Raw genomic sequence first — 23,240 nt, 5'->3', positions numbered from 1 at the left:
ACCGTGACTATTCGCCTGTACGACACCAGCGCCCGGCAGATCCGTGACTTCTCCCCGCTCAGGCCGGGTTGTGTCTCGATCTACCTGTGCGGTGCCACCGTGCAGGCCGCCCCGCACATCGGGCACATCCGGTCCGGGCTGAACTTCGACATCATGCGCCGCTGGTTCGACTACCGCGGCTACGACGTCACGTTCGTGCGGAACGTCACGGACATCGACGACAAGATCATCGCCAAGTCGGCCGACCAGAACCGCCCCTGGTGGGCCATCGGCTACGAGAACGAGCGCGCGTTCAACGACGGCTACCACGCCCTCGGCTGCCTGCCGCCCACCTACGAGCCGCGCGCCACCGGCCACATCACCGAGATGGTCGAGATGATGCGCGGCCTCATCGAGCGCGGGCACGCCTACGAGGCCGACGGCAACGTCTACTTCGACGTGCGCTCCTTCCCGGAGTACCTGGCGCTGTCCAACCAGGAGCTGGACAACCTCCAGCAGCCGTCCGGCGCCGGCGAGACCGGCAAGCGCGACCCGCGGGACTTCGCCATGTGGAAGGCGGCGAAGCCGGGGGAGCCGAGCTGGGAGACGCCGTGGGGCCGCGGCCGCCCGGGCTGGCACCTGGAGTGCTCGGCGATGGCGCACAAGTACCTCGGGACCGCCTTCGACATCCACGGCGGCGGCCTCGACCTGGTCTTCCCGCACCACGAGAACGAGATCGCGCAGGCCAAGGCCTACGGCGACGACTTCGCCCGGTACTGGGTGCACAACGCCTGGGTCACCATGAGCGGCGAGAAGATGTCCAAGTCGCTCGGCAACTCGGTCCTGGTCAGCGAGATGGTCAAGCGCTGGCGGCCCATCGTGCTGCGCTACTACCTCGGCACCCCGCACTACCGCTCGATGATCGAGTACAGCGAGGAGGCGCTGCGCGAGGCCGAGTCGGCGTTCGCGCGGATCGAGGGCTTCGTGCAGCGCGTGGTGGAGAAGGCCGGTGCCGTCGAGCCGGCCGCCGAGGTGCCGCTCGCCTTCGCCGAGGCCATGGACGACGACCTGGGCGTGCCGCAGGCGCTCGCCGTCGTGCACACCACCGTCCGGCAGGGCAACAGCGCGCTGGCCGCCGACGACAAGGAGGCCGCGGTGGCCCGGCTCGCCGAGGTCCGCTCGATGCTCGGCGTCCTCGGCCTCGACCCGCTCGACCCGCACTGGGCCGGGGAGACCGACCGCGGCGAGGACCTGCACGGCGTGGTCGACACGCTCGTGCGGATGGTCCTCGACCAGCGCGAGGCCGCCCGGGCCCGCAAGGACTGGCCCACCGCGGACGCCATCCGCGACCAGCTGAGCCAGTCCGGCCTCGTCATCGAGGACAGCCCGCAGGGCCCGCGCTGGAGCCTCGGCCCGCGCTAGCCCCGACCCCGATCCGAAGATCGATTGTGCCGCTCGGGCCTCCGGGCGGCACACTTCATAGACGTACGCACTTCACCGCCTCACGGCGACAGCAGAGACAGGTAGGTCATGGCAGCCAACAACCGCCGCATGTCCGGCAAGAAGGGCGCGCAGGTCGGCAGTGGCGGCCAGCGGCGCAAGGGCCTGGAGGGCAAGGGCCCCACCCCGCCCGCCGAGATGCGCAAGGGACACAAGAAGAACCGTGTCGCCAGTGCCAAGGCGCGGCAGACAGCCCGCCGCCCCGCGCCCCGGGGCCGCGGCGGCAAGTCCACCTCCGAGCTGGTCGTGGGCCGCAACCCGGTCTACGAGGCGCTGCGCGAGGGCGTGCCCGCCTCCACGCTGTACGTCCAGCAGTTCATCGACAACGACGAGCGTGTGCGCGAGGCCCTGCAACTCGCCGCCGAGCGCGGCGGGATCAACCTCATGGAGGCCCCCCGCCCCGAGCTCGACCGGATGACCAACGGGCTCAACCACCAGGGCCTGGTGCTCCAGGTCCCGCCGTACGAGTACGCCCACCCCGAGGACCTTCTCGACGCCGCCGCCGACGCGGGGGAGGACCCGCTGATCGTCGCGCTCGACGGCGTGACCGACCCGCGCAACCTCGGCGCGGTCGTCCGGTCCGTCTCCGCCTTCGGCGGGCACGGCGTCGTCGTACCCGAGCGGCGGGCCGCCGGGATGACGGCCGGTGCCTGGAAGACGTCCGCGGGCACGGCCGCCCGGACGCCCGTCGCCCGCGCCACCAACCTGACGCGCGCGCTGGAGGCGTACAAGAAGGCCGGCGTCGTGGTCGTCGGTCTGGCGGCCGACGGGGACGTCGAACTCACCGAGCTGGACGCCCTGGAGGGCCCCGTCGCGATCGTCGTCGGCAGCGAGGGCAAGGGACTGTCCCGGCTGGTCGGGGAGACCTGTGACTTCCGGGTGCGGATCCCGATGCCGGGCGGCGCCGAGTCGCTCAACGCCGGTGTGGCGGCGGGGATCGTGCTGTACGAGGCGGCCCGCAGGCGCGCCTGAACAGACGTCCGAACACTTCACCCGTACGGGGTAATTCCGGGGTCATCGGGGCGACGAGGACAAGCTTGACGGGGTCCGGACAGATCCGGCGGGTCAAAGCAGTGTCCTATCCCGACGTCACTCGGTTAGATGAGTGTGGACACCAGAACACCCCGCACACCCACGGGGGACCGCTCGTCGGGACTCGACGACGCTCCCGCGCTGAGCATGGTGAAGGTGCCGAGCGACCCGGCGCAGGTCATCGTCAATCACGCGAGTTTCCGCGTGCAGTTGGGCGTATCGACGCGTCGCGTCCAGTCCCCCCGGGTCGCACGGCATCTGACCGCCACCGAGGACACCGCCCGCATCCCCATCGTCGCCGGGGGCGAGGCGGACGGGGCCACCGCCCGCCGCCGGCCCGTCGTCTGGAGCGGCAGATCCGCGCCCGACGACACCGGCGCCCACCGCCTCCTCCAGGCCGTGCGGCACGAGAGCGTCCGGCACGCCGACGAGCCCGCCTCCGACACGGGAGCCACCCAGGTCATCGACCGCGTGGGCCCGGGCTACGACAACCCCGGCTACCAGGGCGCCGGCTACAGCGGCGGCTACGAGGGTGACGGCTACGGGAGCGACGGTTACGAGGACGACCTCACCCAGACCGTCGAGACCCCTGTCGTCGGCCCCCAGCGCACCCACGACCCGGCGGACGGCACCCGGCTGCTGCCCCCCATGCGCACCGTCGGCAGCGCCTACGACGAACCCGCCTACGCGGACGGGCGGTTCGAGGACCTCGCCGCCGAGGCGGACGAGACCGAACGGCCCGTCAGGCGGCACGGCGACGACCCGGCGCGGCACGCCTACTACCCGGGCCGCCGGATGAACCTCGGCGTCGTCCTGCTCCCGCTGCGCGTCTTCCTCGGCTTCATCTCCATCTACGCCGGCATGGGCAAGCTGTGCGACCCCGTCTACTTCGACGGCGGCAAGCGCGGCTCCATGGTCAAGTGGCTCAACACCCTGCACCCCTGGGAAGTCGCCGAGCCCCTGCGCCAGTTCGCCCTGGAGCACCCGGTCGGGTCCGGCCTGGTCATCGCCTTCGCGCAGGTCATCGTCGGCGTCCTGACGGTCCTGGGCTGCTGGCAGCGCGTCGCCGCCGCCTTCGGTGCCCTGCTCTCGGCCGCGCTGCTGGTCACCGTCAGCTGGAAGAGCGTCCCCGTCTACGAGACGCCCGACATCATCTACCTCGCCGCCTGGTCGCCGCTGATCATCGCGGGCGCCCCCGTCTACTCCGTCGACGGCCGCCTCGCCGGCAGCGCCTGGCGCCGCCTCGGCCCCCGCGCCGACATCTGGGACCTGCGTCGCTACGTGCTGCGCCGGGGCGCCCTCGTCACGGCCATCGCCACCGGCCTCACCCTGCTCGTCGGCTCGCTGCTCGGCGGCGCCGTCCGCGACGCCGACCGGGTCGTCGTCCCGGGCCCCGGCGAGGCCCCGCGCAACGAACTGCCCGGCTCCCCGCTCCCGGAGGAGCCCGGCGAGCGCCGGGACAAGCGGACCCCGTCGGCCTCCACCTCGCCCACCCAGGGCGCCACGGCCGGCTCGGCCAGCCCCAGCGCGGGCAGCACGACCACGCCGGGCGCCACCCGGGACGCGGGCACCGTCACCGGCGGCTCCCCCAGCCAGACGCAGGGCAGCGCGGGCCAGGCCCCGCCCCAGCAGTCCTCCCCGGCGGGCCAGGCCCCCAGCACCACGTCCGGCCCCACCTCCGGCGGCACGGCGACGGGCGGCACCGGCTCGACCGGCGGCTCGGGTGACGGCGGCTCCTCCTCCACCGGCCGCCCCGGCCTGGTGGGCGGCTTGCTGGGCTGACCGGCCGACTCGGGTAACGGGGCCCCGCACCTTCGAGGTGCGGGGCCCTTGCCTTCGTCGAGGCGATCCTTCAAGCAACCATGGTCGGGACCGATCGAGTCGTCGATCGAGTCGTCGGTTCGTTTCTTGAGGGCAGAGGCGCGTATGGACATTCGGCAGCTGGAGTACTTCCTTGCGATTGTCGATCGTGGGGGGTTCAACCGTGCGGCCGCGGCTCTGTACGTGTCGCAGCCGTCGTTGTCGCAGGCCGTGCGGGCTCTGGAGCGTGATCTCGGCTCCGAGCTGTTCCATCGCATCGGGCGCAGGGCCGTGCTGACGGAGGCCGGAAGGGCCCTGATCGAGCCTGCCCGGGAGGCCGTGCGGAGTCTGGAGACGGCGCGGGCGAGTGTCGCGGCGGTGCATGAGCTGCGTGCGGGGCGCCTGGATGTGGCGTCGATGCCGTCGCAGGCGGTGGAGCCGCTGACGACCTTGGTGAGTGCCTTCAGCCACCGGTATCCCGGCGTCTCGGTGGCCATCCATGCGGCGTTCACGCCGCGTGATGTGATCGACATGGTGCGCACGGGTGCCGTGGAGCTGGGGCTCCTGGCGTCCGCCGGTCCGGTCTCCGACAAGGAGGTCGTCTCCCATGCGCTGGGGCGGCAGCGTTTTGTGCTGGTGGTGCCGGCCGAGGGACCGTTCGCTGGTCGGACGGCGGTGGAGTGGCGGGAGCTTGTGGGGCAGCGGCTGATCGTCGGGCAGCGGGGTACCGGGATGCGGGCCTATGTCGACGGGCTGCGGGAGCGGGGCATCGAGTTCACCGTGGCCGCCGAGACCGAGCACCGGGTGTCGCTGATGCCTCTGGTCCTGGCCGGGGTGGGGCTGGCGGTGGTCACGGATTCCTGGCGGGACCTGGCCCGGCGGCTGGGCGCTCGCGTGCTGGACATCGAGCCGGAGACCGGCTTGGACATCGCCCTTGTCAGCCGCCGTGGCAGCCTGTCGCCCGCGGCCGCCGCGTTCGTCACGGCCGCGACTTCGGCCGGCGACGGCGAGGGCTGATAGGTGCCGCTTATAAGGGAGATCCGCTTTGCGTCTTGGACGTGCCGCGGACCGCCTTGCTGCAATCGACGGCATGACGACGAACCACCGCATCGCCCTGATTCCCGGTGACGGCATCGGCGCCGAGGTACTGCCCCCGGCACGGCAGGTGCTCGATGTTCTCGGCCGCCGCCACGGCTTCAGCCTTTCCTACACGTCGTACGACGACTGGTCGTGCGAGCGGTACCTGCGGGAGGGCGCCATGATGCCCGCCGACGGGATCGACCAGCTGCGCGACAAGGACGCGATCCTGCTGGGCGCGGTGGGATACCCGGGGGTGCCCGACCACGTCTCGCTGTGGGGGCTGCTGATCCCGATCCGGCGCAGCTTCCGCCAGTACGTCAACCTCCGGCCCATCCGTGTCTTCGAAGGCATCGACAGTCCGGTGCGCGGTGCACGGCCGGGCGAGGTCGACTTCGTCGTCGTGCGGGAGAACATGGAAGGCGAGTACAGCGAGGTCGGGGGCCGGCTCAACCGCGGTTTCCCGGACGAGATCGCGGTGCAGGAGGCCGTGTTCACCCGGGCCGGCGTCACACGGGTGCTGGACTACGCCTTCGCGCTCGCCTCCCGGCGTGGCGGCCGCCTGACCTCGGCGACCAAGTCGAACGGCATCGTGCACACCATGCCGTTCTGGGACCAGCTCGTCACCGAGCGGGCCGCCTCGTTCCCGCAGGTCGCCTGGGATCAGGAGCACATCGACGCGCTCGCGGCCAAGTTCGTCCTCGAGCCGGCCCGCTTCGACGTCGTCGTCGCCTCCAACCTCTTCGGCGACATCCTCAGCGACCTCGCGGCCGCGGTCGCCGGATCCATCGGCATCGCCCCGGCGGCCAACCTCAACCCCGAGCGGGACTTCCCCTCGATGTTCGAGCCGGTGCACGGCTCCGCGCCCGACATCGCGGGCCAGGGCATCGCCAACCCGCTGGGCGCGATCTGGTCCGCGGCCCTGATGCTCGACCACCTCGGCCATCCCGCCGCGGCCAGGGACATCACGGACGCGATCGCCTCGGTCCTGGCCAAAACCGATACCCGCACCCGCGACCTGGGCGGAACCGCGACCACCGCCGAGTTCACCGACAAGCTGATCGAGCTCCTTTGAGCCATCTCCTCCTCGGCCGGGGGGCAGGGACAGGTGCTGGGGCCCGACCACCACCCAGACCACACCATCGAAAGGAGCGACCTCATGCGCACCTCGAAGCGCGTCGCCGTGATCGGTGCCGGCAGCATGGGCAGCCAGGCCATGTGGCGACTGGCCGCCCGCGGAGCCGAGGTCATCGGCTACGACCGGTACGCCCCGGGTCACGACCGCGGCGCGGCCGGGGGCGAGACCCGTATCTTCCGGGCCGCCCACCTCGGCGAACACGGGTACATTCCGCTGCTGCGACTCGCGGACCGGATGTGGGAGCAGCTCCAGGCGGAGACGGGCCGGTCGCTGCGACGCCGCAGCGGCTGCCTCGTGATGGGGGAGACCGCATCGCCGTCCATGCGCCTCCTGCTCTCCTCCAGCGCCACCCACCGGCTGGACCACGAGGTCCTGGACCGGGCGGAACTCGGCCGCCGCTACCCGCAGCACCGCCTCCCGGACGGGCACACCGCCGTGCTCGACCGGATGGGCGCCGTCATCAGGCCCGAGGCGTCGATCCAGGCCGCCGCCGCCCGCGCCGAGCAGCTGGGCGCCCGGCTGCACCGCTACACCCCGGTGCGGGAGATCGCCCCCGCGGCGGGCGGCGGCGTGCGGATCGTCACCGACCACGGCACGGACCACGTGGACGCCGCCGTGGTGACCGTGGGCCCCTGGATCAACACACTGCTCCCGGACCTCCCGCGGACCGTCGACGTCCGCCGGGTGATCTGCTCCTGGCACCTGCCCACCCGCCATGACTGGTTCGCGGGCGGGGCCCCACCGTTCGTGCGCAGCACACCCCATGACTGCTTCGGGATTCCGTCGCCCGACGGCATCTCCGTCAAGCTCGGTCTCTCCTTCGCACGCCATCAGCCGGTGCCCGAGCCCGAACGGCTCGACCGTACGGTCCGCCCCGAGGAACTCGGCACCTTCCGCGAGCTCATCCGTGAACTCATGCCCGACCTGAACCCCGACCCCGTCAGGCTGTCGGCCTACATGGAGGGCTACACGGAGTCCGGAAACCCGCTCGTCGGTCATCTCCCCGGCGAGGACGACATCGTCGTCATGGCCGGATTCTCCGGCAGCGGCTTCAAGCTCTCGCCCGCGATGGGCGAGATCGCCGCCGACCTGGCGCTCGACGGCACCACGGACCACCCCGCCGACTTCCTCGCTGCAAAGACTGGAGCACCATCATGAGTAACCCCTCCTTCCGTCCGAAGTACGTCTCGTTCGACTGTTACGGCACATTGATCGAGTGGCCGATGACCCCCATCACGCGTGAGCTCGTCGGCGACCAGATCCCGGCCGAGCAGTGGGACCAGTTCGTGCGCGAGTTCCGCGGCTACCGCTACGACCAGGTCCGCGGCGCGTACTACCCCTACGAGCAGGTGCTCCAGGACTCCTTCGAGCGGGTCTGCCGCAAGTGGGGTGTGCAGGCCGCGCCGGACGCGGGCAAGCGCTTTGCCGACGGCGTGCGCAGCTGGGGTCCGCACGCGGACGTGCCGGAGCCGCTGAAGAAGATGGGCGAGCACTACAAGCTGGTCATCCTGTCCAACGCCGACGACTCCTTCCTGGAGGAGAGCGTGCCCCGGCTCGGCGCGGACTTCCACGCCGTCCTCACCGCCGAGCAGGCCGGCTACTACAAGCCCCGCTACGCCGCGTTCGAGTACATGCTCGACCAGCTGGACGCCTCGCCCGAGGACTTCGTGCACGTCTCCTCGCACACCCGCTACGACCTGATGCCGATGCACGACATGGGCTTCCGCAACCTGGTCCTCCTGGACCGTGGCTGCGACCCGGTGACCCACGGCTACGACTACGTGCCGGTGAAGTCCCTGGACGAGCTCAACCGGATGCTCGGCATCTGACGGGGGCGCGGGAAACGGCGCGGCAAGTCACGAACAACCCGCAGCCGCCGGCAGACAGCAACCCCCCGAGCTCTCAGCGCCCCAACGCCGCCAGTTCCTTCGCGGCCTCCGTCAGGTCCTTCGCCGTATCGATGGCACGCCAATACGACCCCTGAGGGATCGTGAACCCGGCGAGCCGCCGCTCCCGGGCGAGGCGCGGGAACGTCGTCCGCTCATGGTCGCCCCGACGCGGCAACAGCCCCGCGAACTCGGGCGAGAAGACGTACACACCCGCGTTGATCTCGAACGTCGACGGCGGTGCTTCGATGAAGTCGGTGATACGCCCGAAGCCGTCCGTCTGCACCGCGCCCCACGGCAGCCGGGGCCGCGCCAGCGCCAGCGTCGCGATCGCGTCCCGCTCGGCGTGGAAGTCCGCCATGTCCCGCAGCGAGAACCGCGTCCAGATGTCCCCGTTCGTGGCGTACCAGGGCTGGTCCGGGTGGGGAAGATGCGCCGCGGCGTACTTGAGGCCGCCGCCACGGCCGAGCGGCTCCGACTCCACGACCGTGGTGACGGAGACGGGCAGATCGGCCGTCTCCAGCCACTTCTGGAGGACCTCGGCGAGGTGGCCGCAGGAGACGACCACGTCCGTCACGCCCTCCTCGGCGAGCCAGGACAGCTGATGGCCGATGATCGGAGTCCCCGTACCGGGGATCTCGACCATCGGCTTGGGCCGGTCGTCGGTGTACGGACGCAGCCGGGAACCCTGGCCACCGGCCAGAACGACGGCTTGAACGGGGCGGGACGCGGCGTTCGGATCGCTCATGAGCCGAACTGTACGTGGCGTCCCGCCCGGGGCAACGGCGGACGACTCTTGCGGCGTCGGCCGTTACCGACTTCCCACCCTCCTCACCCGGCGCCAGGGCGCTGTGCTCGGCCGCGCTCAGCCGTGCGCGGCGGCGACGCCGGTGGCGAAGGCGGTGTCGCACACCGGTCGTGCGTAGGACTGGGCGCGTGTCGGGCCGTAGACCCGGACGGCGGCCTGGCCGAGGGCTCGGGCGATGGACTTGCAGTGCCGGGCCAGCGACGGACGGCCGTTGACGGCCTGCTGGAGGTGGGTGAGGGCGACGCCCGGGTTCTCCTCCTGGAGTTCGGTCAGCAGCTTGTCGCGCAGGACGTCCTGCGGGGCGCGCTTGGCGGCCCGTGGAGTGCCGACGGAGGCGTCCGCGGCCGTGAGCACCGGGTCGGTGGAGTTCCCCGACCAGTTGACTCGGGTGACCGCGAGGGTCCCGGAGAGCACCAGGACGACGGGCAGGACGAAAGCGAGGGTGCGGCCGATCCGGCGGGCGGGGCCCCGGCCGCGTCGCGTCTGTTGGGTGTTGGAGTGCTTCACGCGTGTGAGGGTAGCGCGGGGTAATGGTTTGTAGACATTTAGTCACCGGTTCGGGGGATGAGAGAGCACTACTTTTTGGGTAAGGCGTTGACGCACACCGCTCGAAACGTCCGGTCTGCCGGGGTATTTGTCGACAACGAGAAGGGCCCCGCAGCATTCTGCGGGGCCCTCTTCGTCAACCTGGGTGAATCACCCGGGGTTGTGCGTTTGGTGACGGGTCAGTCCGACAGGCGCTCGCCGGTCGACGTCGAGAACACGTGGGTCTCGCCGGAGCGGGGCACGACGCGCAGCTGGCTGCCCTTCTCCGGGACGTCACGGCCGCTGACGCGGACGACGAGGTCCTTGGAGTCCTCGCCGACCTTCGCGGTGCCGTAGACGTAGGCGTCGGCGCCGAGCTCCTCGACGACGTTGACGGTGACCGCGAGGCCCAGCTCGGCTTCCGGGCCGGCCACGTCGAAGTGCTCGGGGCGGACGCCGACCGTGACGGTCTTGTCGCTGGTGGCGGAGAGCGCGTCACGCTGCACCGGCACGACCGAGTTGCCGAACTTCACGCCGCCGTCGGTGACCGGCACCTCGACCAGGTTCATGGCCGGGGAGCCGATGAAGCCGGCCACGAAGAGGTTGGCGGGCCTGTCGTACATGTTGCGCGGGGTGTCGATCTGCTGGAGCAGACCGTCCTTGAGGACCGCCACGCGGTCGCCCATCGTCATGGCCTCGACCTGGTCGTGGGTGACGTAGACGGTGGTGATGCCCAGGCGGCGCTGGAGCGAGGCGATCTGCGTACGCGTGGAGACACGGAGCTTGGCGTCCAGGTTGGACAGCGGCTCGTCCATGAGGAACACCTGCGGCTCACGCACGATGGCGCGGCCCATGGCGACACGCTGGCGCTGACCACCGGAGAGCGCCTTCGGCTTGCGGTCCAGGTACTCGGTGAGGTCGAGGATCTTCGCGGCCTCCTCGACCTTCTGCCGGATCTCCGCCTTGTTGACGCCGGCGATCTTGAGCGCGAAGCCCATGTTGTCGGCGACGGTCATGTGCGGGTAGAGCGCGTAGTTCTGGAACACCATGGCGATGTCCCGGTCCTTCGGCGGCAGGTGCGTGACGTCGCGGTCGCCGATGCGGATGGCGCCGGCGTTGACGTCCTCGAGCCCCGCGAGCATGCGGAGCGAGGTGGACTTGCCGCAGCCGGACGGGCCGACGAGGACGAGGAACTCGCCGTCCTCGATGTCGATGTCGAGCGCGTCAACAGCGGGCTTGGTGGAACCCGGGTAGATCCGGGTCGCCTTGTCGAACGAGACTGTGGCCATGGTGACTGAACCCCTTCTACCGGCAGGAACGTGCCGGACGATCCGAGTAGGAAGGCGGTGCCACGACGGAGGTTCCGTTGTGGTGTAGTCCACGCGTGTGAACTGGCTCAGGACGGTACCTGGCGTTCACGTCCCTGTCAGTACCTCCGGGCCTGTGAACTTCGCGGAAATTTTCGAAGGCATGGTTCACGGCTCCCCGTACCGGCCCGCCAGCTCCGCCACCGTCCGGGCGACGGCCCGCCGCAGCTCGGGAGGGCCGAGCACCTCCGCCTCCGCGCCCAGCCGGAGCAGATCACCGACCGCCACGGCCTCCGTCTCGACGGGCAGCTCCACCTCCACCCAGCCGTCGCCGTCCGGCGCCCCCGCGCTCTCCAGGGCCCGCGCACCCGCCGCCCCGAACTGCATCGGCAGCAGCCGCCGCCCCCGCGGCGACAGGCGCACCCGCGCGACGCCCTGCTGCACGGCGGCCTCCATGCGCCGCGACGACTCCTCCCAGTAGGCGGCAAGATCGAACCCGGCCGGACGGTCGAAACCCTCCCCGGTCTCCTCCATCTCCAGCACGCGCGACACCCGGTAGGTCCGGACGGCCTGCTCCGCCAGGGCGACCAGGTACCAGATGCCGCCCTTCAGGACGAGCCCCAGCGGCCGGACCTCCCGGTGCACCTCGCCGCGCCACCGCCGGTAGTGGATCCGCAGCACCCGCTGCTCCCACACGGCCGCCGCGACCGCCTCCAGGCACGGCACCGGATCGGCCTCCCGGAACCACGCCGGCGCGTCCAGGTGGAACCGCTCCTGGACCCGCCGCGCCTGCCCGGCCAGTTCCGCGGGCAGGGCGGCCTGCACCTTCAGCTGGGCACTGGCCAGCACCGCCCCCAGCCCCAGGTCCCGCGCCGGACCGGGCATCCCGGCGAGGAACAGGGACCCGGCCTCGGCGTCGGTCAGACCGGTCAGCCGCGTCCGGTAGCCGTCGACCAGCCGGTAGCCCCCCTCGGGCCCCCGGTCCGCGCACACGGGCACACCGGCCGCGCCCAGCGCCTCGACGTCCCGGTAGACCGTCCGCACCGACACCTCCAGCTCGGCGGCGAGCTCGGGCGCGGTCATGCGCCCGCGGTTCTGGAGCAGCAGGAGCAGGGAGAGGAGCCGGTCGGCGCGCATGGCGGCCATTGTCCGGCGTACGCCGCCGTACCTGACAGGAGATGTCAGGTACGGCGATCAGGCTGGATCCCGGACGCTTCCACGGGCCCGCCCGGGGCCTGAACCACCTGACCGAGAGGACTCTCCATGCCCGGCCCCCGCACCACCACGACCACCGGCCACTTCACCTTCGCCGACTGGCAGGAACGCGTGATCGGCCCCGACGAGGACACGAACCCCCGGCTCGCCCACGCCTCCGTCCGGAACACCTTCAGCGGCGGCATCGAGGCGGCCGGGACGCTCTGCGAGTACACCATCGCCTACGTCACCGCCAAGACCGGCTCCTTCGCCGGCATGGAACTGCTCACCGGCCGCCTCGACGGCCGGGAGGGGAGCTTCGCCGTCGAGGAACGGGGCTGGTTCGGGGAGGACGGAACCGTGCACTGCTCCTTCGAGGTGGTGGAGGGCTCCGGGAGCGGCGAGCTGTCCGGACTGAAGGGGAAGGGCACGTTCACCGCGCGGCACGGGGAGACGGCGGTGGCGTACCGGTTCGAGTACGAGATGGAGTGAGACCGGCCGGGAGACCGGGCGGAGCGGAACTTCGTGGCTCGGGGTAACGGGCTCTGTGTACAGTGGTGCCGCCTTCGCGTACGGCGTTGTAGTACGCGTGCCTCCTTAGCTCAGCTGGCCAGAGCAACGCACTTGTAATGCGTAGGTCGTCGGTTCGAATCCGACAGGGGGCTCTGGTGGGACCCCAGGTTGGATGTGCTTCTGACTTTGGGTTTCGTCGTCAGGGGATACGGCGGCGGCGCCTGGCGCGGGCCGCGCGGCTGTCTTGGGTCTCAGTTGTGGTCTCGGATGCGGGTCTCTGGCCGGGCATGAAGGCGTCTCCCATGCGGCGCATCGCAGCCTTGGCGAGGTGGGACCTGCCCTTCGGGGGCGTGACACCCCGAACCGGTCGGCCAGCGCGGAAGCGCTCGGGAAGGCTTCTTCCACTTCGAGCCCTTCAGCCGTGATGATGCCGGCGATGCGCTGATCGAGCGGACGCCGGTCGATTCGAGTACCCGAACGCACGACGCGCCACCATCCGCACCCGGTGCCGGTTCGGCCACACCTCCTGCCGCAGCACGCCGAATGCGCGGAGGGCGAGCCCGCGTGAGACCTTGTGGTCGCGCATGACCTCAGCCAGGGATGGAAGCTCCGTCATGTCCGGGTCGGCTGCAATCCGGGCCTTCAAAGCGTCCGCAATCATAAGAAAGGGCCCCCGAGGGCTGGCTTGCTGCGACACGTGCTGTCCCTCCCAATTTCTCAGCTCGTCGCCTAGCCCAAGCTTCGACCCCGGGTCGCAGTCGGCGGACCAGGCGCTCGCCGGAGGTGATGCGCAGGGCGAGGATCCGTCCGCCGTGCGACTGCCAGGCCGCTGAGGCTGTGAATCAACTGCTTCGCCAACCTCAAGTTTCCCTCAGTAGATCTACTATCGACGGACTGTCACAGCTGTCACGCTATATATTCCTCTCAGCCCGCCAATCCAGGCGGCAAGGGAGGGGAATCCACTTGCGTAGAGCACCGGTGCGACGCTTACTCGTTTCGGCCACAGTGTTGGCCCTCGGGGCAGTAATGACGGCTACTTCCTATGCGGTTGAGGAGCCGGTTGGTACACCTCCTGAGGAGGTCACGCCAGATCAAATTGTCACCCAGGAGACGAGCAGCACTGCGGTCGAGGGGCCTGTGATGTCGGCCCAAGAGATGGCCGCCGAGAGGGAGCTCAACGCTCTGCCAGAAGTGACGGGCGAGGGTGATGTAGGGACGCAGCGTTGCGACAACCCCTACAAGAAGTGGTACGCGCTTTCGGGTCGGAAGAAGAACTATCACATCCCGTCCTGGTGGAACGGCACCTCATACAAGGATGGGCCGGGTGGGACGATGACGGTCGAGGTCACGAAATCCGGCAAGATCAGCCTTGAGCTGAGCGGGACCATCTCGGCCGAGGCCGGCGTTCTCCTCGCGAAGGCCAAGACGGAGTTTGGCGCCAAGGTGGTTGGCGAGCTCGGAATTGGAACGGGGCACAAGTACACCCAACGCATCAAGAGCGGGTACTACGGGCACATGCGGTACGGCTCCTGGGGTGAGAAGTATAACTGGGTAAAGTACGAAACTAGTGCCAACCGCTGCGGCAAGAAGAAGCTTGGGTCCGGTAGCGTGAAGATGCCGACCAAGGAGGAAGGGTGGCGTTACTGGGAAACTCGGACATGATCTACGGAAATTGGTTCACGCGCCGCGGTGCTACCCTCCTCGTCCCGATCCTTTCTGCTGCCTTCCTCGTTGGATGCAGTGGCGAGTCTGAGGATAACGGCGGGCCGTCAAAGAATCCCAAACCCAGCGCTTCCCCCTCTGCGACAAGTGGCCAGAGGAAGGTTCTCGAGAAGCGGGCGGAAGAGGCGCTAGGGATTGTAGAAATCGACGAACTTGGCGACCTGTTCGTACAGTCGGGATTGGAGCGCGTAAGCGACGGAATCCATCACCGCCCGGTCCTGTCGAGCGGCAAGTCCTACACGCTTGCTGTTGTCTGCTCAGGGGTAGGGGAGGTCCGCCTCACTGTGACCATGAAACGTCCAGAGCGGCAGACCGTGGCATGCGACAGTGTCCCAGTCCGTCAACGTATTACGGATGTCACGGCGCAAATCGAGATCGATGTCGATGGACTTGCGGGATCATCCGGAATCATTGGTTGGCGGATCGATGAACTAGCCAAGTAGGCATCAGGAACGACTGCGCTCCGCATCAGATACTCTGCCGCGGAGCGCAGTTTCCTGCACGGGGGAGAACCGCATATGTGAATCCTGCCGAGGGTATACATGTGACATTTGCGGTGATCCTGGGCCCGTGTTATGCGTAGGCCGTCGATTCGAATCCGACAGGGGCCTCTTCATCGCCCAGGCCGGCCCGCTCCGGACCTCGGCCTTTTCAGGCGGCGGGCGATTTCCAGCTGGTCGGTGTCCAGGGGCCGGCCGTCCTCGATCTCCCACAGGGCGTTCTGGAGGAGGCGGCCGAGGGTCCAGGCGTGGGCGCGGGCGCGGTCCAGGGCGAGGATGTCGGTCATGGCGTCGAAGCGCCAGAGGATGTCGTCGGGGTCGTAGCGGTTGGCGAGGGCCGGCCAGAGTTCGAAGCCGGGGTCGCCTGCCAGGGGCTTGGGGTCGATGGCGAGCCAGGGGGCGCGGTCGGAGGCGAGGACGTTCTCGTCGTGGAGGTCCCAGTGGAGGAGCCGGTCGCCCGGTTCGTCGACGACCTCGCGTACGGCGGCGGCGCAGTCGGCGAACAGGCGGCGGGCCTCGGGGTCGGGGATGCGGTCGAGTGCCCAGGGTGTCTGGTCGAGCATGGCCCGGGCGATGTCGCCGAGGCGCCGCATGCCGGGCGGGGCGGGGAAGGAGGTGAGGTGGGCGAGGAGCTCCGCGATGGTGACGACGGCCTGGTGGGGGTCCGGGACGTAGGACAGCATGCGGGTCTCGTCGAGGCGTTCCAGCAGCATCGTGCCGGTGGGCTCGTCGTGGTCGAGGAGGCGGACGGCCCCGTCGCCGTCCCAGACGCGCAGGGCGACCGGTTCGCCTTCGCTCTCCTCGTCGAGGATCTGGAGTTTGAGGACCGCTGGGGTGCCGTCGCGGCACAGGACCGGGAGGACCAGGGCGGAGACGCCGTGCATGGGTGGTCCGTCGGGTTCCAGTTCCCAGCGGTCGAGGAAGCCGGCCGTCAGGTCCGGCAGCCCGGCGATGAAGGCGCGGCCCGCCTCGCCGTTGAACTTCTCCTGTGATGCCGCCAGTTCCCGGGGGATGTCGATCACCCTTGGCACGGTAGTGGGGGCGGGGCGGGCTGAGCATGCGATTTATCCGGGGCGGGGCGTCACGGTTCCAGGACCACCTTTCCCGTCGTGCCCCGGGTCTCCAGCGCGCGGTGCGCGGCCGCGGCCTGGGCGAGGGGGAAGCGGTGGACGGCCGGGGTGAGCCGGCCGGCGGCGGCCTCGGTGAGGGCGCGCAGTTCGAGGGTGCGGACGGGGTCGGGGCCGCCGGCCTTCTGGAGCATGACCGGGCCGAGGACCTGCTCGGAGACGCCGTCGACGAGGTAGGGCTCGCCGTCGTGGAGGCCCTCGCCGGACCAGCCGAAGACGATGTGCTTCCCGCCGGGGCCGAGCAGGGCGACGGCCTCGCGGGCCGCGTCGCCGCCGACGCCGTCGAAGACGACGGTGGCGGTCCGGCCGCCGAGGTGGGCGCGGACCTTCGCCGGCCAGCCGGGGTCCGTGTAGTCGACGGCGAGATCGGCGCCGTTGGCCTGGACGCGGGCGACCTTCTCCGGCCCGCCCGCGAGGCCGACGACGGTGGCTCCGGCGTTCTTGGCGTACTGCACGAGGAGGGTGCCGATGCCGCCCGCGGCGGCGGGGACGACGGCGACCGAGTCGGGGCCGAGGTCGGCGAACTGGAGGATCCCCATCGTCGTACGGCCCGTGCCGATCATAGCGACGGCCTCGGCGAAGTCGAGGTTCTCCGGGATCTCGTGCAGCCGTTCGACTGCGGTGACGGCCAGCTCGGCGTAGCCTCCGGGGGCGAAGCCGAGGTGGGCGACGACCCGCTTGCCGAGCCACAGGCCGGCGACGCCCTCGCCCAGGGACTCGACGACCCCGGCGACCTCGCGGCCGGGGATGGTGGGCAGGGGCGTCGGCTCGGGCGCGGGCCCCTGCATGCCCTCGCGCAGGGCCGTGTCCAGGAGGTGGACGCCCGCCGCCCGGACGGCGACACGGACCTGGCCGGGGCCCGGGCGGGGGTCCTCGACCTGCTCGTAGGTGAGGTTCTCGGCCGGGCCGAAGGCGTGCAGGCGGATGGCGTGCATATGGGGCTCCTCGCGGGGTCATGGGCTGCGCGGTGTCGTGGGCTGTGCGGTGTCTCGTGGTCCGCGCGTTGCCGTGGTCTGCGCCCCAGCTTTCAACCTCAAGCTTGCTTGAGGTCAAGCTCCCGTCGGCCGAGGGCCAGGGACACCGCCGTCAGGGCGCTGTTGAAGGAGACCTCCGACAGCACGCCGGGGGCCGCCACCTGGTCGCCGGCGAGGTAGACACCGTCGCCCCGGTCCACGGCCGGCCGGTCGCGCCAGCTGGTGCCGGGCAGGTCGACCGCGCCCGTACGGCCGTGCGCCACGGCCTCGCGCCGCCAGGTGACGCGCTCGCGCCAGCCCGGGAAGCCCAGGTCGAGCAGCTGCTCGGCGCGGGCGGTGCCGTCGGCCTTGGACTCGTGCGGGGCGATGGGGATCTGGCCCTGGATCAACTGCTCCCCAGCGGGGGCGAGGCTGCGGTCCTGGGCGGTGAACCGTTCCAGCCAGCCGGGCGCGTCGAGGTCGGAGACCGCGAAGGCGTCCCCGCGCCGGGTGCGCACGGCGAGGTCGACGAGGACGGTACGGCCGCTCGGCCAGCTCAGCGAGTCGTCGCCGAGCAGCCGCCGGGCGGCGTCGAGGGAGGTGGCGACGACGACCGGTGTGTCGGTGGGGAGCGTGTCGATGCGTGACAGGGTCTCCATCCGCACGCCCAGGTTCCAGGCGCGGGCGGCCATGCGGTCGATGAGGCTCGCCCAGCCGCCGCGCGGGTAGTGCGCCTCGGGCGGCAGCTTGGTGGCGCGGCGCAGGCGCTCCTGCACGAACGCGGCCGACAGGGATCCAGGGTCGTGGTGGAAGAGGGCGACGGCGGAGTAGTGCGCGGCGGCCCGGGCCCCCTCCTCGCCCGCGATGGCGGTCGCCCAGGTGAGGAAGTCGACGTCCATGGGCGCCTGTTCGGCGGTCCGGCGCAGCAGCTTCAGCATCGGGAAGGGCGGGGTGCGGCGCAGCACGCCGTGGTGCCGCAGCCGCAGCCGGGCCGCCTCCAGGGGCGGGATCGGGGCGAGCGGGCCGATGAGGTCGCGCTGCCGGAGCCAGGCCCAGTGCGGGCCGCCGTTGTAGAGGGCATGCGGGCCCTCGTTCGTGCGGTAGGGGCCCTCGGTGGTGCGGGCCCGGCCGCCGAGCGTGTGGTGGGCCTCGTGGACGGTGACCTTGGCGCCGGCCTCGGCAGCGGTGATGGCCGCGGTCAGTCCGGCGAAGCCGCCGCCGATCACGGTGATGCGGTGCATGGCTGGGGGTCTCCCTGCGGTCGTCGTGGTGGCCTTCTGGGAGTACGACCGGTCGGGGGCGCCGGAATGTGACATCGAGGGTGTTTGTGCAGGTCAAGGCCTGTTGTCAGTGGTGGGGTGCAGCATGGGGGCATGGCGAGGAGAGCGGCGGGCGGTACGGGAGTGAAGGGCGCGCGGCGACCGGAGGTGCGGCTGCCCGCGCTGGAGCCGTACGAGGGCGGGGGGCTGGAGCCGGACGGGGACTACGACGGGCTGGAGTTCCGGGACGCGGACCTCACCGGGCAGGACGGGTCGGGCGCCCGCTTCATGGACTGCGCGCTGACGGGCTGCGCGCTGGACGAGACCCGGCTGCGGCACGCCCGGGTCCTCGATGCGACCCTCAGCGGCGTCCGGGGCGTCGGCACGGACCTCGCCGAGGCGACCCTGCGGGACGTGGAGCTGACCGACGCCCGCCTCGGCGGACCGCAGCTGCACGGGGCGGTGCTGGAGCGGGTGCTGATCCGCGGCGGCAAGATCGACTATCTGAACCTGCGCACGGCCCGGCTCAGAGACGTCGTCTTCGAGGGCTGCGTCCTCGTCGAGCCGGACTTCGGCGGCGCCCGCCTGGAGCGGGTGGAGTTCGTGGACTGCGCGCTGAAGGGCGCCGACCTGCACGCGGCGACCCTCGTGGACGTCGACCTGCGCGGGGCCGCGTCGCTGGAGATCAGCCGGGGTCTGGACCGGCTTTCGGGGGCGGTGATCAGTACGGCGCAGCTGCTGGACCTGGCGCCGGTGCTGGCGGCGCAGTGGGGGATCAGGGTGGAGGGGTGAGCGTGAGCGGGTTTCACCCTCCGTACCAGCCTCCCGTCCCCGCCTCCTCCGGGCAGTCGTAGGACTGGTGCAGTGCGATGAGGGCGTTGATCAGACGCGGGTCCAGGTCCTGGCTCAGCAGCCGGTAGTCCTCGGCCACCGCGCGGAAGACGAGGTGGGCGCGGCGTGCGGGGTCGCGCCAGATGATGCGCCGCGGCGGGCGGAAGCCGTCGTCGGCCTCCGCCATGAGGACCCAGAGGAGGAACAGCAGATAGACCGGCAGGCCGAAGGGCCACCACAGCACCCACCACACCAGTCGGCCCTGGTAGCCCTGGAGGACGGGTCCGGCGACGGGCTCGACGGTCCAGCGTCTGCGGCCCCAGCGGAAGGCGCGGCGGCGCCGCAGCGTGATCCGCCCGAGCGGCGCACCGTAGGGATCAAGGACGTGGTACACCGCCGGGCGCCCGCTCAGCCGTGAACCCAGGGCCTGCTCCGTGACCACGCGGGCGACCGGCGCTCCGTCCTCGGCGCGCAGGTGGAAGGCCCGCAGGGAGCGGAGCCGGTCCGGCGCGGGGCTGTCGGGGTCCCGGCAGAGCCGGGCGGAGGTGCCCTGGCCCGGTCCGCCGTCGCCCACGAGGGCCGGTGGATGCACCCGGTAGTCCAGCCGGTAGGTCACACGCCCCTGCGCCATGCTCCTGCTTCTCCCCGTGTCAGGTATCGATCACGGGTGATGGTGTCACCGTGCCGTCGACGCTCGTTACGGGACCCTGGGGAACCGGGCCTGGAGGGTCCAGATCGCCGGGTTCTCCGCGAGGTCGTCGTGCAGGTCGGTCAGGTCGGCGATCAGGTCGTGCAGGAAGTCCCGGGCCTCGCGGCGCAGTTCGGCGTGGGAGACGGTGAGCGGGGGCTCCTCCGCGCGCATCCAGTCGGCCTCGATGTCCACCCACCCGAAGCGGCGCTCGAAGAGCATCCGGTCGGTCGACTCGGTGAAGTCCAGCTCCGCCCGCTGCGGCCGGGACGCCCGGGAGCCCGCCGGGTCGCGGTCGATGCGCTCCACGATGTCGCACAGCGCCCACGCGAAGTCGAGCACCGGCACCCATCCCCAGGCTGTGGACACCTCGTGGTCGGTCCTGGTGTCCGCCAGGTAGACGTCACCGCAGAACAGGTCGTGCCGCAGGGCGCGGACGTCCGCGCGGCGGTAGTCGGTCTGGGGCGGGTCCGGGAAGCGGTTGGAGAGGGCGTAGCCGATGTCGAGCACGGAGGTGATGGTGTCACGCGATCGTAGGATCGCGAGCGTGGCCCGATCTGTACGTCTCGTCCCCGCCCTGCTCGCCCCCGTCCTCACCCTCACCGCGTGCGGCGGCGGAGTGCACGGCACCCCGGGCGGCTCGGGCGTACGCGACCCGTACTTCCCGAAGGCGGGCAACGGCGGCTACGACGTCAGCCACTACGGCCTGCGCCTCGCCTACGACCCGGACGCCCACCGCCTCACCGGCACGGCCACCCTCACCGCACGGGCCACGCAGGACCTCTCCGCCTTCAACCTCGACCTGCTCGGCATGGAGGTCGAGAAGGTCACCGTCGGCGGTGAGACCGCCCGCTGGAACCGCGCCGGGCAGGAGCTCACCGTCCGGCCGCACGGCGACATCGACCGGGACGACACGTTCCGCGTGACCGTCCGCTACTCCGGCGCCCCCGAGACCGTCACCGACCCGGACGGCTCCCGGGAGGGCTGGCTGCGCACCTCGGACGGGGTGCTCGCGCTCGGCGAGCCGACCGGGTCGATGACGTGGTTCCCCGGCAACCACCACCCCTCCGACAAGGCGGCGTACGACCTGACGGTGAGCGTGCCGCGGGGGCTGCGGGCGGTGTCCAACGGGGAGTTGCGGAGCGAGACGACCGCGAGGAGCCGTACGACGTTCGTGTGGCGCACCGGCGAGCCGATGGCGAGCTACCTCGCCACGCTCGCGATCGGCCGCTTCGACATCAGCCGTTCCAGAGCCGGGGGCGGACTGCCCGTGTACACGGCCGTCGACCCGGTGGAGGCGGCGGCGAGCCGGCCGGTGCTGGAGCGGATCCCCGAGGTGCTGCGCTGGGCGGAGCGGCGGTTCGGGCCGTACCCCTTCTCCTCCACCGGCGCGATCGTCGACCGCGCTGCCGACCTCGGCTACGCCCTGGAGACCCAGAACCGCCCCGTCTTCCCCGGCGCCCCCGGCATGACCCTCCTCGTCCACGAACTCGCCCACCAGTGGTACGGCGACTCCGTCTCGCCGAAGAGCTGGCGGGACATGTGGCTCAACGAGGGCTTCGCGACGTACGCGGAGTGGCTGTGGGAGGAGGACCACGGCGGCCGGAGCGCGCGGGAGACGTTCGACGCGCTGTACTCGGGGGACTACTTCGCCACCGAGGAGGCCGGCGAGGCCGTCTGGGCGTTCCCGCCGGCGGAGCCGCCGAGCGCCGCGCGGATCTCGGAGCCGCCGGTGTACTGGCGGGGCGCGATGGTGCTGGAGAAGGTCCGACAGGCCGTCGGCGACGAAGCGTTCTGGCGGATCCTGAAGGGCTGGGCGGCCGAGTACCGGCACGGGAACGCCGACACGGCCGACTTCACGGCGTACGTCGAGGAACAGGCGCCCGGCGTGGACTTCGAGGCGGTCTGGGAGGACTGGCTGTACGGGGAGGGCAAGCCTGAGCGGGCCTGAGCCCCCTACGGCGTGACCAGTTCCTTACGGCGTGACCAGTTCCTTGCGCAGCACCGCGCACGGGCGGTCCAGCCGGAGGTCCCGGCGGTCGTCGATGATCTCGTAGCCGAGGGCGGTCCAGAAGGCGAGGGCCTTGGGGTTGTTCGCCAGGACGGCGAGGCGTACGGCCGTGCGGCCGGAGTCGCGGAGGCGGTCCTCCACGAGGCCGGCCAGGCGGCGGCCGTGGCCCTGGCCGTGCAGGCTCGCGTCCACCATCAGCAGGCCGATCCAGGGGTCCGGGTCGGCGGGGTCGGGGTGGTGGGCGAGGGTGACGGCGATACCGATGAGCCGGCCGAAGCTGCGGGCGAGCAGGATGTCGGTGCCGGGCTGCTCCCACTCCTCGGCCAGGGCGGCCGCGACCTGCTCGGGGCGGATGTCCTTCGGGTCGGGGAAGTCGCCGCTGAGGGTGTGGAACTCGTGGTTGGAGGCGTAGAGGGCGGTCAGCTCCGCGAGGAGGGAGTCCCCCAGGGGGGCCGGGGGCAGGGGGTCGAGGATCACGTGGGAAACGTATCCCGGGTGGGGAGTGTTTCGACGCGCCGTAGGGGCTCGGGTGCTGCGTCCGGTGCGGGCTGGTTGTGGCTTGTCGCGCCCACGCGGCGGAGCCGCAGGTCGATACAGCCCCGCGCTCCTGACGAGGAGTCCCCCGGGCCGGTGGTCCGGCCCGGGGGACTCCTCACAACGCTCAGGTGTCCGTCAGACGTTCACGCCGAAGTCCTGGGCGATGCCGACCAGGCCCGAGGCGTAGCCCTGGCCGACCGCGCGGAACTTCCACTCGGCGCCGTTGCGGTACAGCTCGCCGAAGACCATGGCCGTCTCCGTGGCCGCGTCCTCCGACAGGTCGTAGCGGGCGATCTCGGCGCCGCCGGCCTGGTTGACGATGCGGATGTAGGCGTTGCGGACCTGGCCGAAGTTCTGCGAGCGGTTCTCGGCGTCGTAGATCGAGACCGGGAAGACGATCTTGTCGATGTCGGCCGGGAGGGCGGCGAGGTTGACCTTGATCGCCTCGTCGTCGCCGGCGCCCTCACCCGTGCGGTTGTCGCCCGTGTGGACGATCGTGTTGTCCGGCGTCTGCTTGTTGTTGAAGAAGACGAAGTGGGCGTCCGAGTAGACCTTGCCCTGCGTGTTGACCGCGATCGCGGAGGCGTCGAGGTCGAAGTCCGTGCCGGTGGTGGTGCGGACGTCCCAGCCGAGGCCCACGGTGACGTCGGTCAGGCCCGGAGCCTCCTTGGTGAGCGAGACGTTGCCACCCTTGGACAGGCTTACAGCCATTGTTGGGAGTCCCTTCCCTCGTTTGTGCGGCAAAGAAGCTGCGGCACCGAAGCTACAGCTACCCCCATGAACGTGGAGAGGGGTACACGAGGTTCCAGGTCCTTTACTTTCTTTACCCGCGGATATTCGGATGACGTGGACG

Annotated in this window: 23 protein-coding genes, 1 tRNA gene and 1 pseudogene; 13 read left to right on the top strand and 12 right to left on the bottom strand. The window is 70.9% G+C overall.

Annotation, left to right across the window (positions count from 1 at the left end; translation table 11 throughout):
• Nucleotides 1-3 precede the first annotated feature (3 nt).
• From cysS to IE255_RS30760, 7 genes are all read left to right on the top strand, one after another.
• Entirely contained in the window at nucleotides 4-1,401 is a 1,398-nt protein-coding gene (cysS, locus tag IE255_RS30790) for a cysteine--tRNA ligase (RefSeq protein ID WP_190053668.1), read from the top strand.
• Nucleotides 1,402-1,509: 108 nt separating this feature from the next.
• Nucleotides 1,510-2,451 (top strand): 23S rRNA (guanosine(2251)-2'-O)-methyltransferase RlmB, encoded by a 942-nt coding sequence (gene rlmB, locus IE255_RS30785; RefSeq protein ID WP_190053667.1) that lies wholly within the window; start codon nucleotides 1,510-1,512, stop codon nucleotides 2,449-2,451.
• A gap of 129 nt (nucleotides 2,452-2,580) precedes the next feature.
• Nucleotides 2,581-4,293, top strand: a complete 1,713-nt coding sequence (locus IE255_RS30780; RefSeq protein ID WP_190053666.1) for a DoxX family membrane protein — start codon at nucleotides 2,581-2,583, stop codon at nucleotides 4,291-4,293.
• Between the two features lie 144 nt (nucleotides 4,294-4,437).
• Entirely contained in the window at nucleotides 4,438-5,328 is an 891-nt protein-coding gene (locus IE255_RS30775; protein ID WP_190053665.1) for a LysR family transcriptional regulator, read from the top strand.
• Nucleotides 5,329-5,401: 73 nt separating this feature from the next.
• Complete coding sequence (locus IE255_RS30770; RefSeq protein WP_190053664.1) at nucleotides 5,402-6,463, top strand: tartrate dehydrogenase; 1,062 nt, start codon at nucleotides 5,402-5,404, stop codon at nucleotides 6,461-6,463.
• An 84-nt stretch (nucleotides 6,464-6,547) separates the two neighbouring features.
• Nucleotides 6,548-7,684, top strand: a complete 1,137-nt coding sequence (solA, locus tag IE255_RS30765) for an N-methyl-L-tryptophan oxidase (RefSeq protein WP_190053663.1) — start codon at nucleotides 6,548-6,550, stop codon at nucleotides 7,682-7,684.
• Complete coding sequence (locus IE255_RS30760; protein WP_190053662.1) at nucleotides 7,681-8,355, top strand: haloacid dehalogenase type II; 675 nt, start codon at nucleotides 7,681-7,683, stop codon at nucleotides 8,353-8,355. The genes solA and IE255_RS30760 overlap by 4 nt, the downstream gene beginning before the upstream one ends.
• A 73-nt stretch (nucleotides 8,356-8,428) precedes the next feature.
• Here IE255_RS30760 and IE255_RS30755 read toward each other — a convergent pair whose 3' ends face one another.
• The 4 genes from IE255_RS30755 to IE255_RS30740 form a co-directional block, all read right to left on the bottom strand.
• The gene (locus IE255_RS30755) at nucleotides 8,429-9,160 is read right to left on the bottom strand and encodes a nucleotidyltransferase family protein (protein ID WP_190053661.1); all 732 of its coding nucleotides are present in this window, start codon (nucleotides 9,158-9,160) and stop codon (nucleotides 8,429-8,431) included.
• 117 nt (nucleotides 9,161-9,277) lie between these two features.
• Complete coding sequence (locus IE255_RS30750; protein ID WP_190053660.1) at nucleotides 9,278-9,727, bottom strand: hypothetical protein; 450 nt, start codon at nucleotides 9,725-9,727, stop codon at nucleotides 9,278-9,280.
• A gap of 218 nt (nucleotides 9,728-9,945) precedes the next feature.
• A complete protein-coding gene (locus IE255_RS30745; RefSeq protein WP_190053659.1) occupies nucleotides 9,946-11,034 on the bottom strand; it encodes an ABC transporter ATP-binding protein in 1,089 nt (362 codons plus the stop codon).
• 186 nt (nucleotides 11,035-11,220) lie between these two features.
• A complete protein-coding gene (locus IE255_RS30740) occupies nucleotides 11,221-12,189 on the bottom strand; it encodes a helix-turn-helix transcriptional regulator (protein ID WP_190053658.1) in 969 nt (322 codons plus the stop codon).
• Between the two features lie 126 nt (nucleotides 12,190-12,315).
• Between IE255_RS30740 and IE255_RS30735 the strand changes: the two genes are divergently transcribed.
• Nucleotides 12,316-12,738 carry a DUF3224 domain-containing protein gene (locus IE255_RS30735; protein WP_190053657.1) on the top strand — a complete coding sequence of 141 codons (423 nt, stop codon included), beginning with the start codon at nucleotides 12,316-12,318 and terminating at the stop codon, nucleotides 12,736-12,738.
• Between the two features lie 99 nt (nucleotides 12,739-12,837).
• Nucleotides 12,838-12,911 (top strand) — tRNA-Thr (locus tag IE255_RS30730).
• Nucleotides 12,912-12,958: 47 nt separating this feature from the next.
• On the opposite strand, the pseudogene IE255_RS40660 reads toward IE255_RS30730, so the two are convergent.
• Nucleotides 12,959-13,102 (bottom strand): annotated as a pseudogene (locus IE255_RS40660) (tyrosine-type recombinase/integrase); the annotation flags it as partial.
• Nucleotides 13,103-13,785: 683 nt separating this feature from the next.
• Here IE255_RS40660 and IE255_RS30725 point away from each other — a divergent pair.
• Nucleotides 13,786-14,421, top strand: a complete 636-nt coding sequence (locus tag IE255_RS30725; RefSeq protein ID WP_229906658.1) for a hypothetical protein — start codon at nucleotides 13,786-13,788, stop codon at nucleotides 14,419-14,421.
• Nucleotides 14,394-14,924, top strand: a complete 531-nt coding sequence (locus tag IE255_RS39495) for a DUF6023 family protein (RefSeq protein WP_229906657.1) — start codon at nucleotides 14,394-14,396, stop codon at nucleotides 14,922-14,924. The genes IE255_RS30725 and IE255_RS39495 overlap by 28 nt, the downstream gene beginning before the upstream one ends.
• Before the next feature lie 170 nt (nucleotides 14,925-15,094).
• On the opposite strand, the gene IE255_RS30715 is transcribed toward IE255_RS39495, so the two are convergent.
• From IE255_RS30715 to IE255_RS30705, 3 genes are all read right to left on the bottom strand, one after another.
• The gene (locus tag IE255_RS30715; RefSeq protein WP_372487525.1) at nucleotides 15,095-16,012 is read right to left on the bottom strand and encodes an aminoglycoside phosphotransferase family protein; all 918 of its coding nucleotides are present in this window, start codon (nucleotides 16,010-16,012) and stop codon (nucleotides 15,095-15,097) included.
• 50 nt (nucleotides 16,013-16,062) lie between these two features.
• On the bottom strand, nucleotides 16,063-17,043 hold the full coding sequence (locus IE255_RS30710; RefSeq protein ID WP_190053655.1) for a zinc-binding dehydrogenase: 981 nt from the start codon (nucleotides 17,041-17,043) through the stop codon (nucleotides 16,063-16,065).
• 98 nt (nucleotides 17,044-17,141) lie between these two features.
• A complete protein-coding gene (locus IE255_RS30705) occupies nucleotides 17,142-18,302 on the bottom strand; it encodes an NAD(P)-binding protein (protein WP_229906656.1) in 1,161 nt (386 codons plus the stop codon).
• Nucleotides 18,303-18,434: 132 nt separating this feature from the next.
• On the opposite strand from IE255_RS30705, the gene IE255_RS30700 reads away from it, so the two are divergent.
• Nucleotides 18,435-19,112, top strand: a complete 678-nt coding sequence (locus IE255_RS30700; RefSeq protein ID WP_190053653.1) for a pentapeptide repeat-containing protein — start codon at nucleotides 18,435-18,437, stop codon at nucleotides 19,110-19,112.
• 13 nt (nucleotides 19,113-19,125) lie between these two features.
• Here the strand turns inward: IE255_RS30700 and IE255_RS30695 are convergent, their stop codons facing one another.
• Nucleotides 19,126-19,782, bottom strand: coding sequence for a hypothetical protein (locus IE255_RS30695; RefSeq protein WP_190053652.1), 657 nt, complete (start codon nucleotides 19,780-19,782; stop codon nucleotides 19,126-19,128).
• Between the two features lie 66 nt (nucleotides 19,783-19,848).
• Nucleotides 19,849-20,349: a hypothetical protein gene (locus tag IE255_RS30690; RefSeq protein WP_190053651.1), complete on the bottom strand. Its 501-nt coding sequence runs from the start codon at nucleotides 20,347-20,349 to the stop codon at nucleotides 19,849-19,851.
• Between the two features lie 7 nt (nucleotides 20,350-20,356).
• Here IE255_RS30690 and IE255_RS30685 point away from each other — a divergent pair, with 7 nt between their 5' ends.
• A complete protein-coding gene (locus IE255_RS30685) occupies nucleotides 20,357-21,790 on the top strand; it encodes a M1 family metallopeptidase (RefSeq protein ID WP_190053793.1) in 1,434 nt (477 codons plus the stop codon).
• Nucleotides 21,791-21,814: 24 nt separating this feature from the next.
• On the opposite strand, the gene IE255_RS30680 is transcribed toward IE255_RS30685, so the two are convergent.
• Entirely contained in the window at nucleotides 21,815-22,327 is a 513-nt protein-coding gene (locus IE255_RS30680) for a GNAT family N-acetyltransferase (RefSeq protein WP_190053650.1), read from the bottom strand.
• Between the two features lie 195 nt (nucleotides 22,328-22,522).
• Nucleotides 22,523-23,098 (bottom strand): TerD family protein, encoded by a 576-nt coding sequence (locus tag IE255_RS30675; RefSeq protein ID WP_190053649.1) that lies wholly within the window; start codon nucleotides 23,096-23,098, stop codon nucleotides 22,523-22,525.
• Between the last annotated feature and the right edge of the window lie 142 nt (nucleotides 23,099-23,240).

Source organism: Streptomyces lomondensis, assembly GCF_014651035.1.
GTDB lineage: Bacteria > Actinomycetota > Actinomycetes > Streptomycetales > Streptomycetaceae > Streptomyces > Streptomyces lomondensis.
Note: the sequence above shows the minus strand (reverse complement) of the source record. Positions and strands in the feature narration are given on the sequence as shown.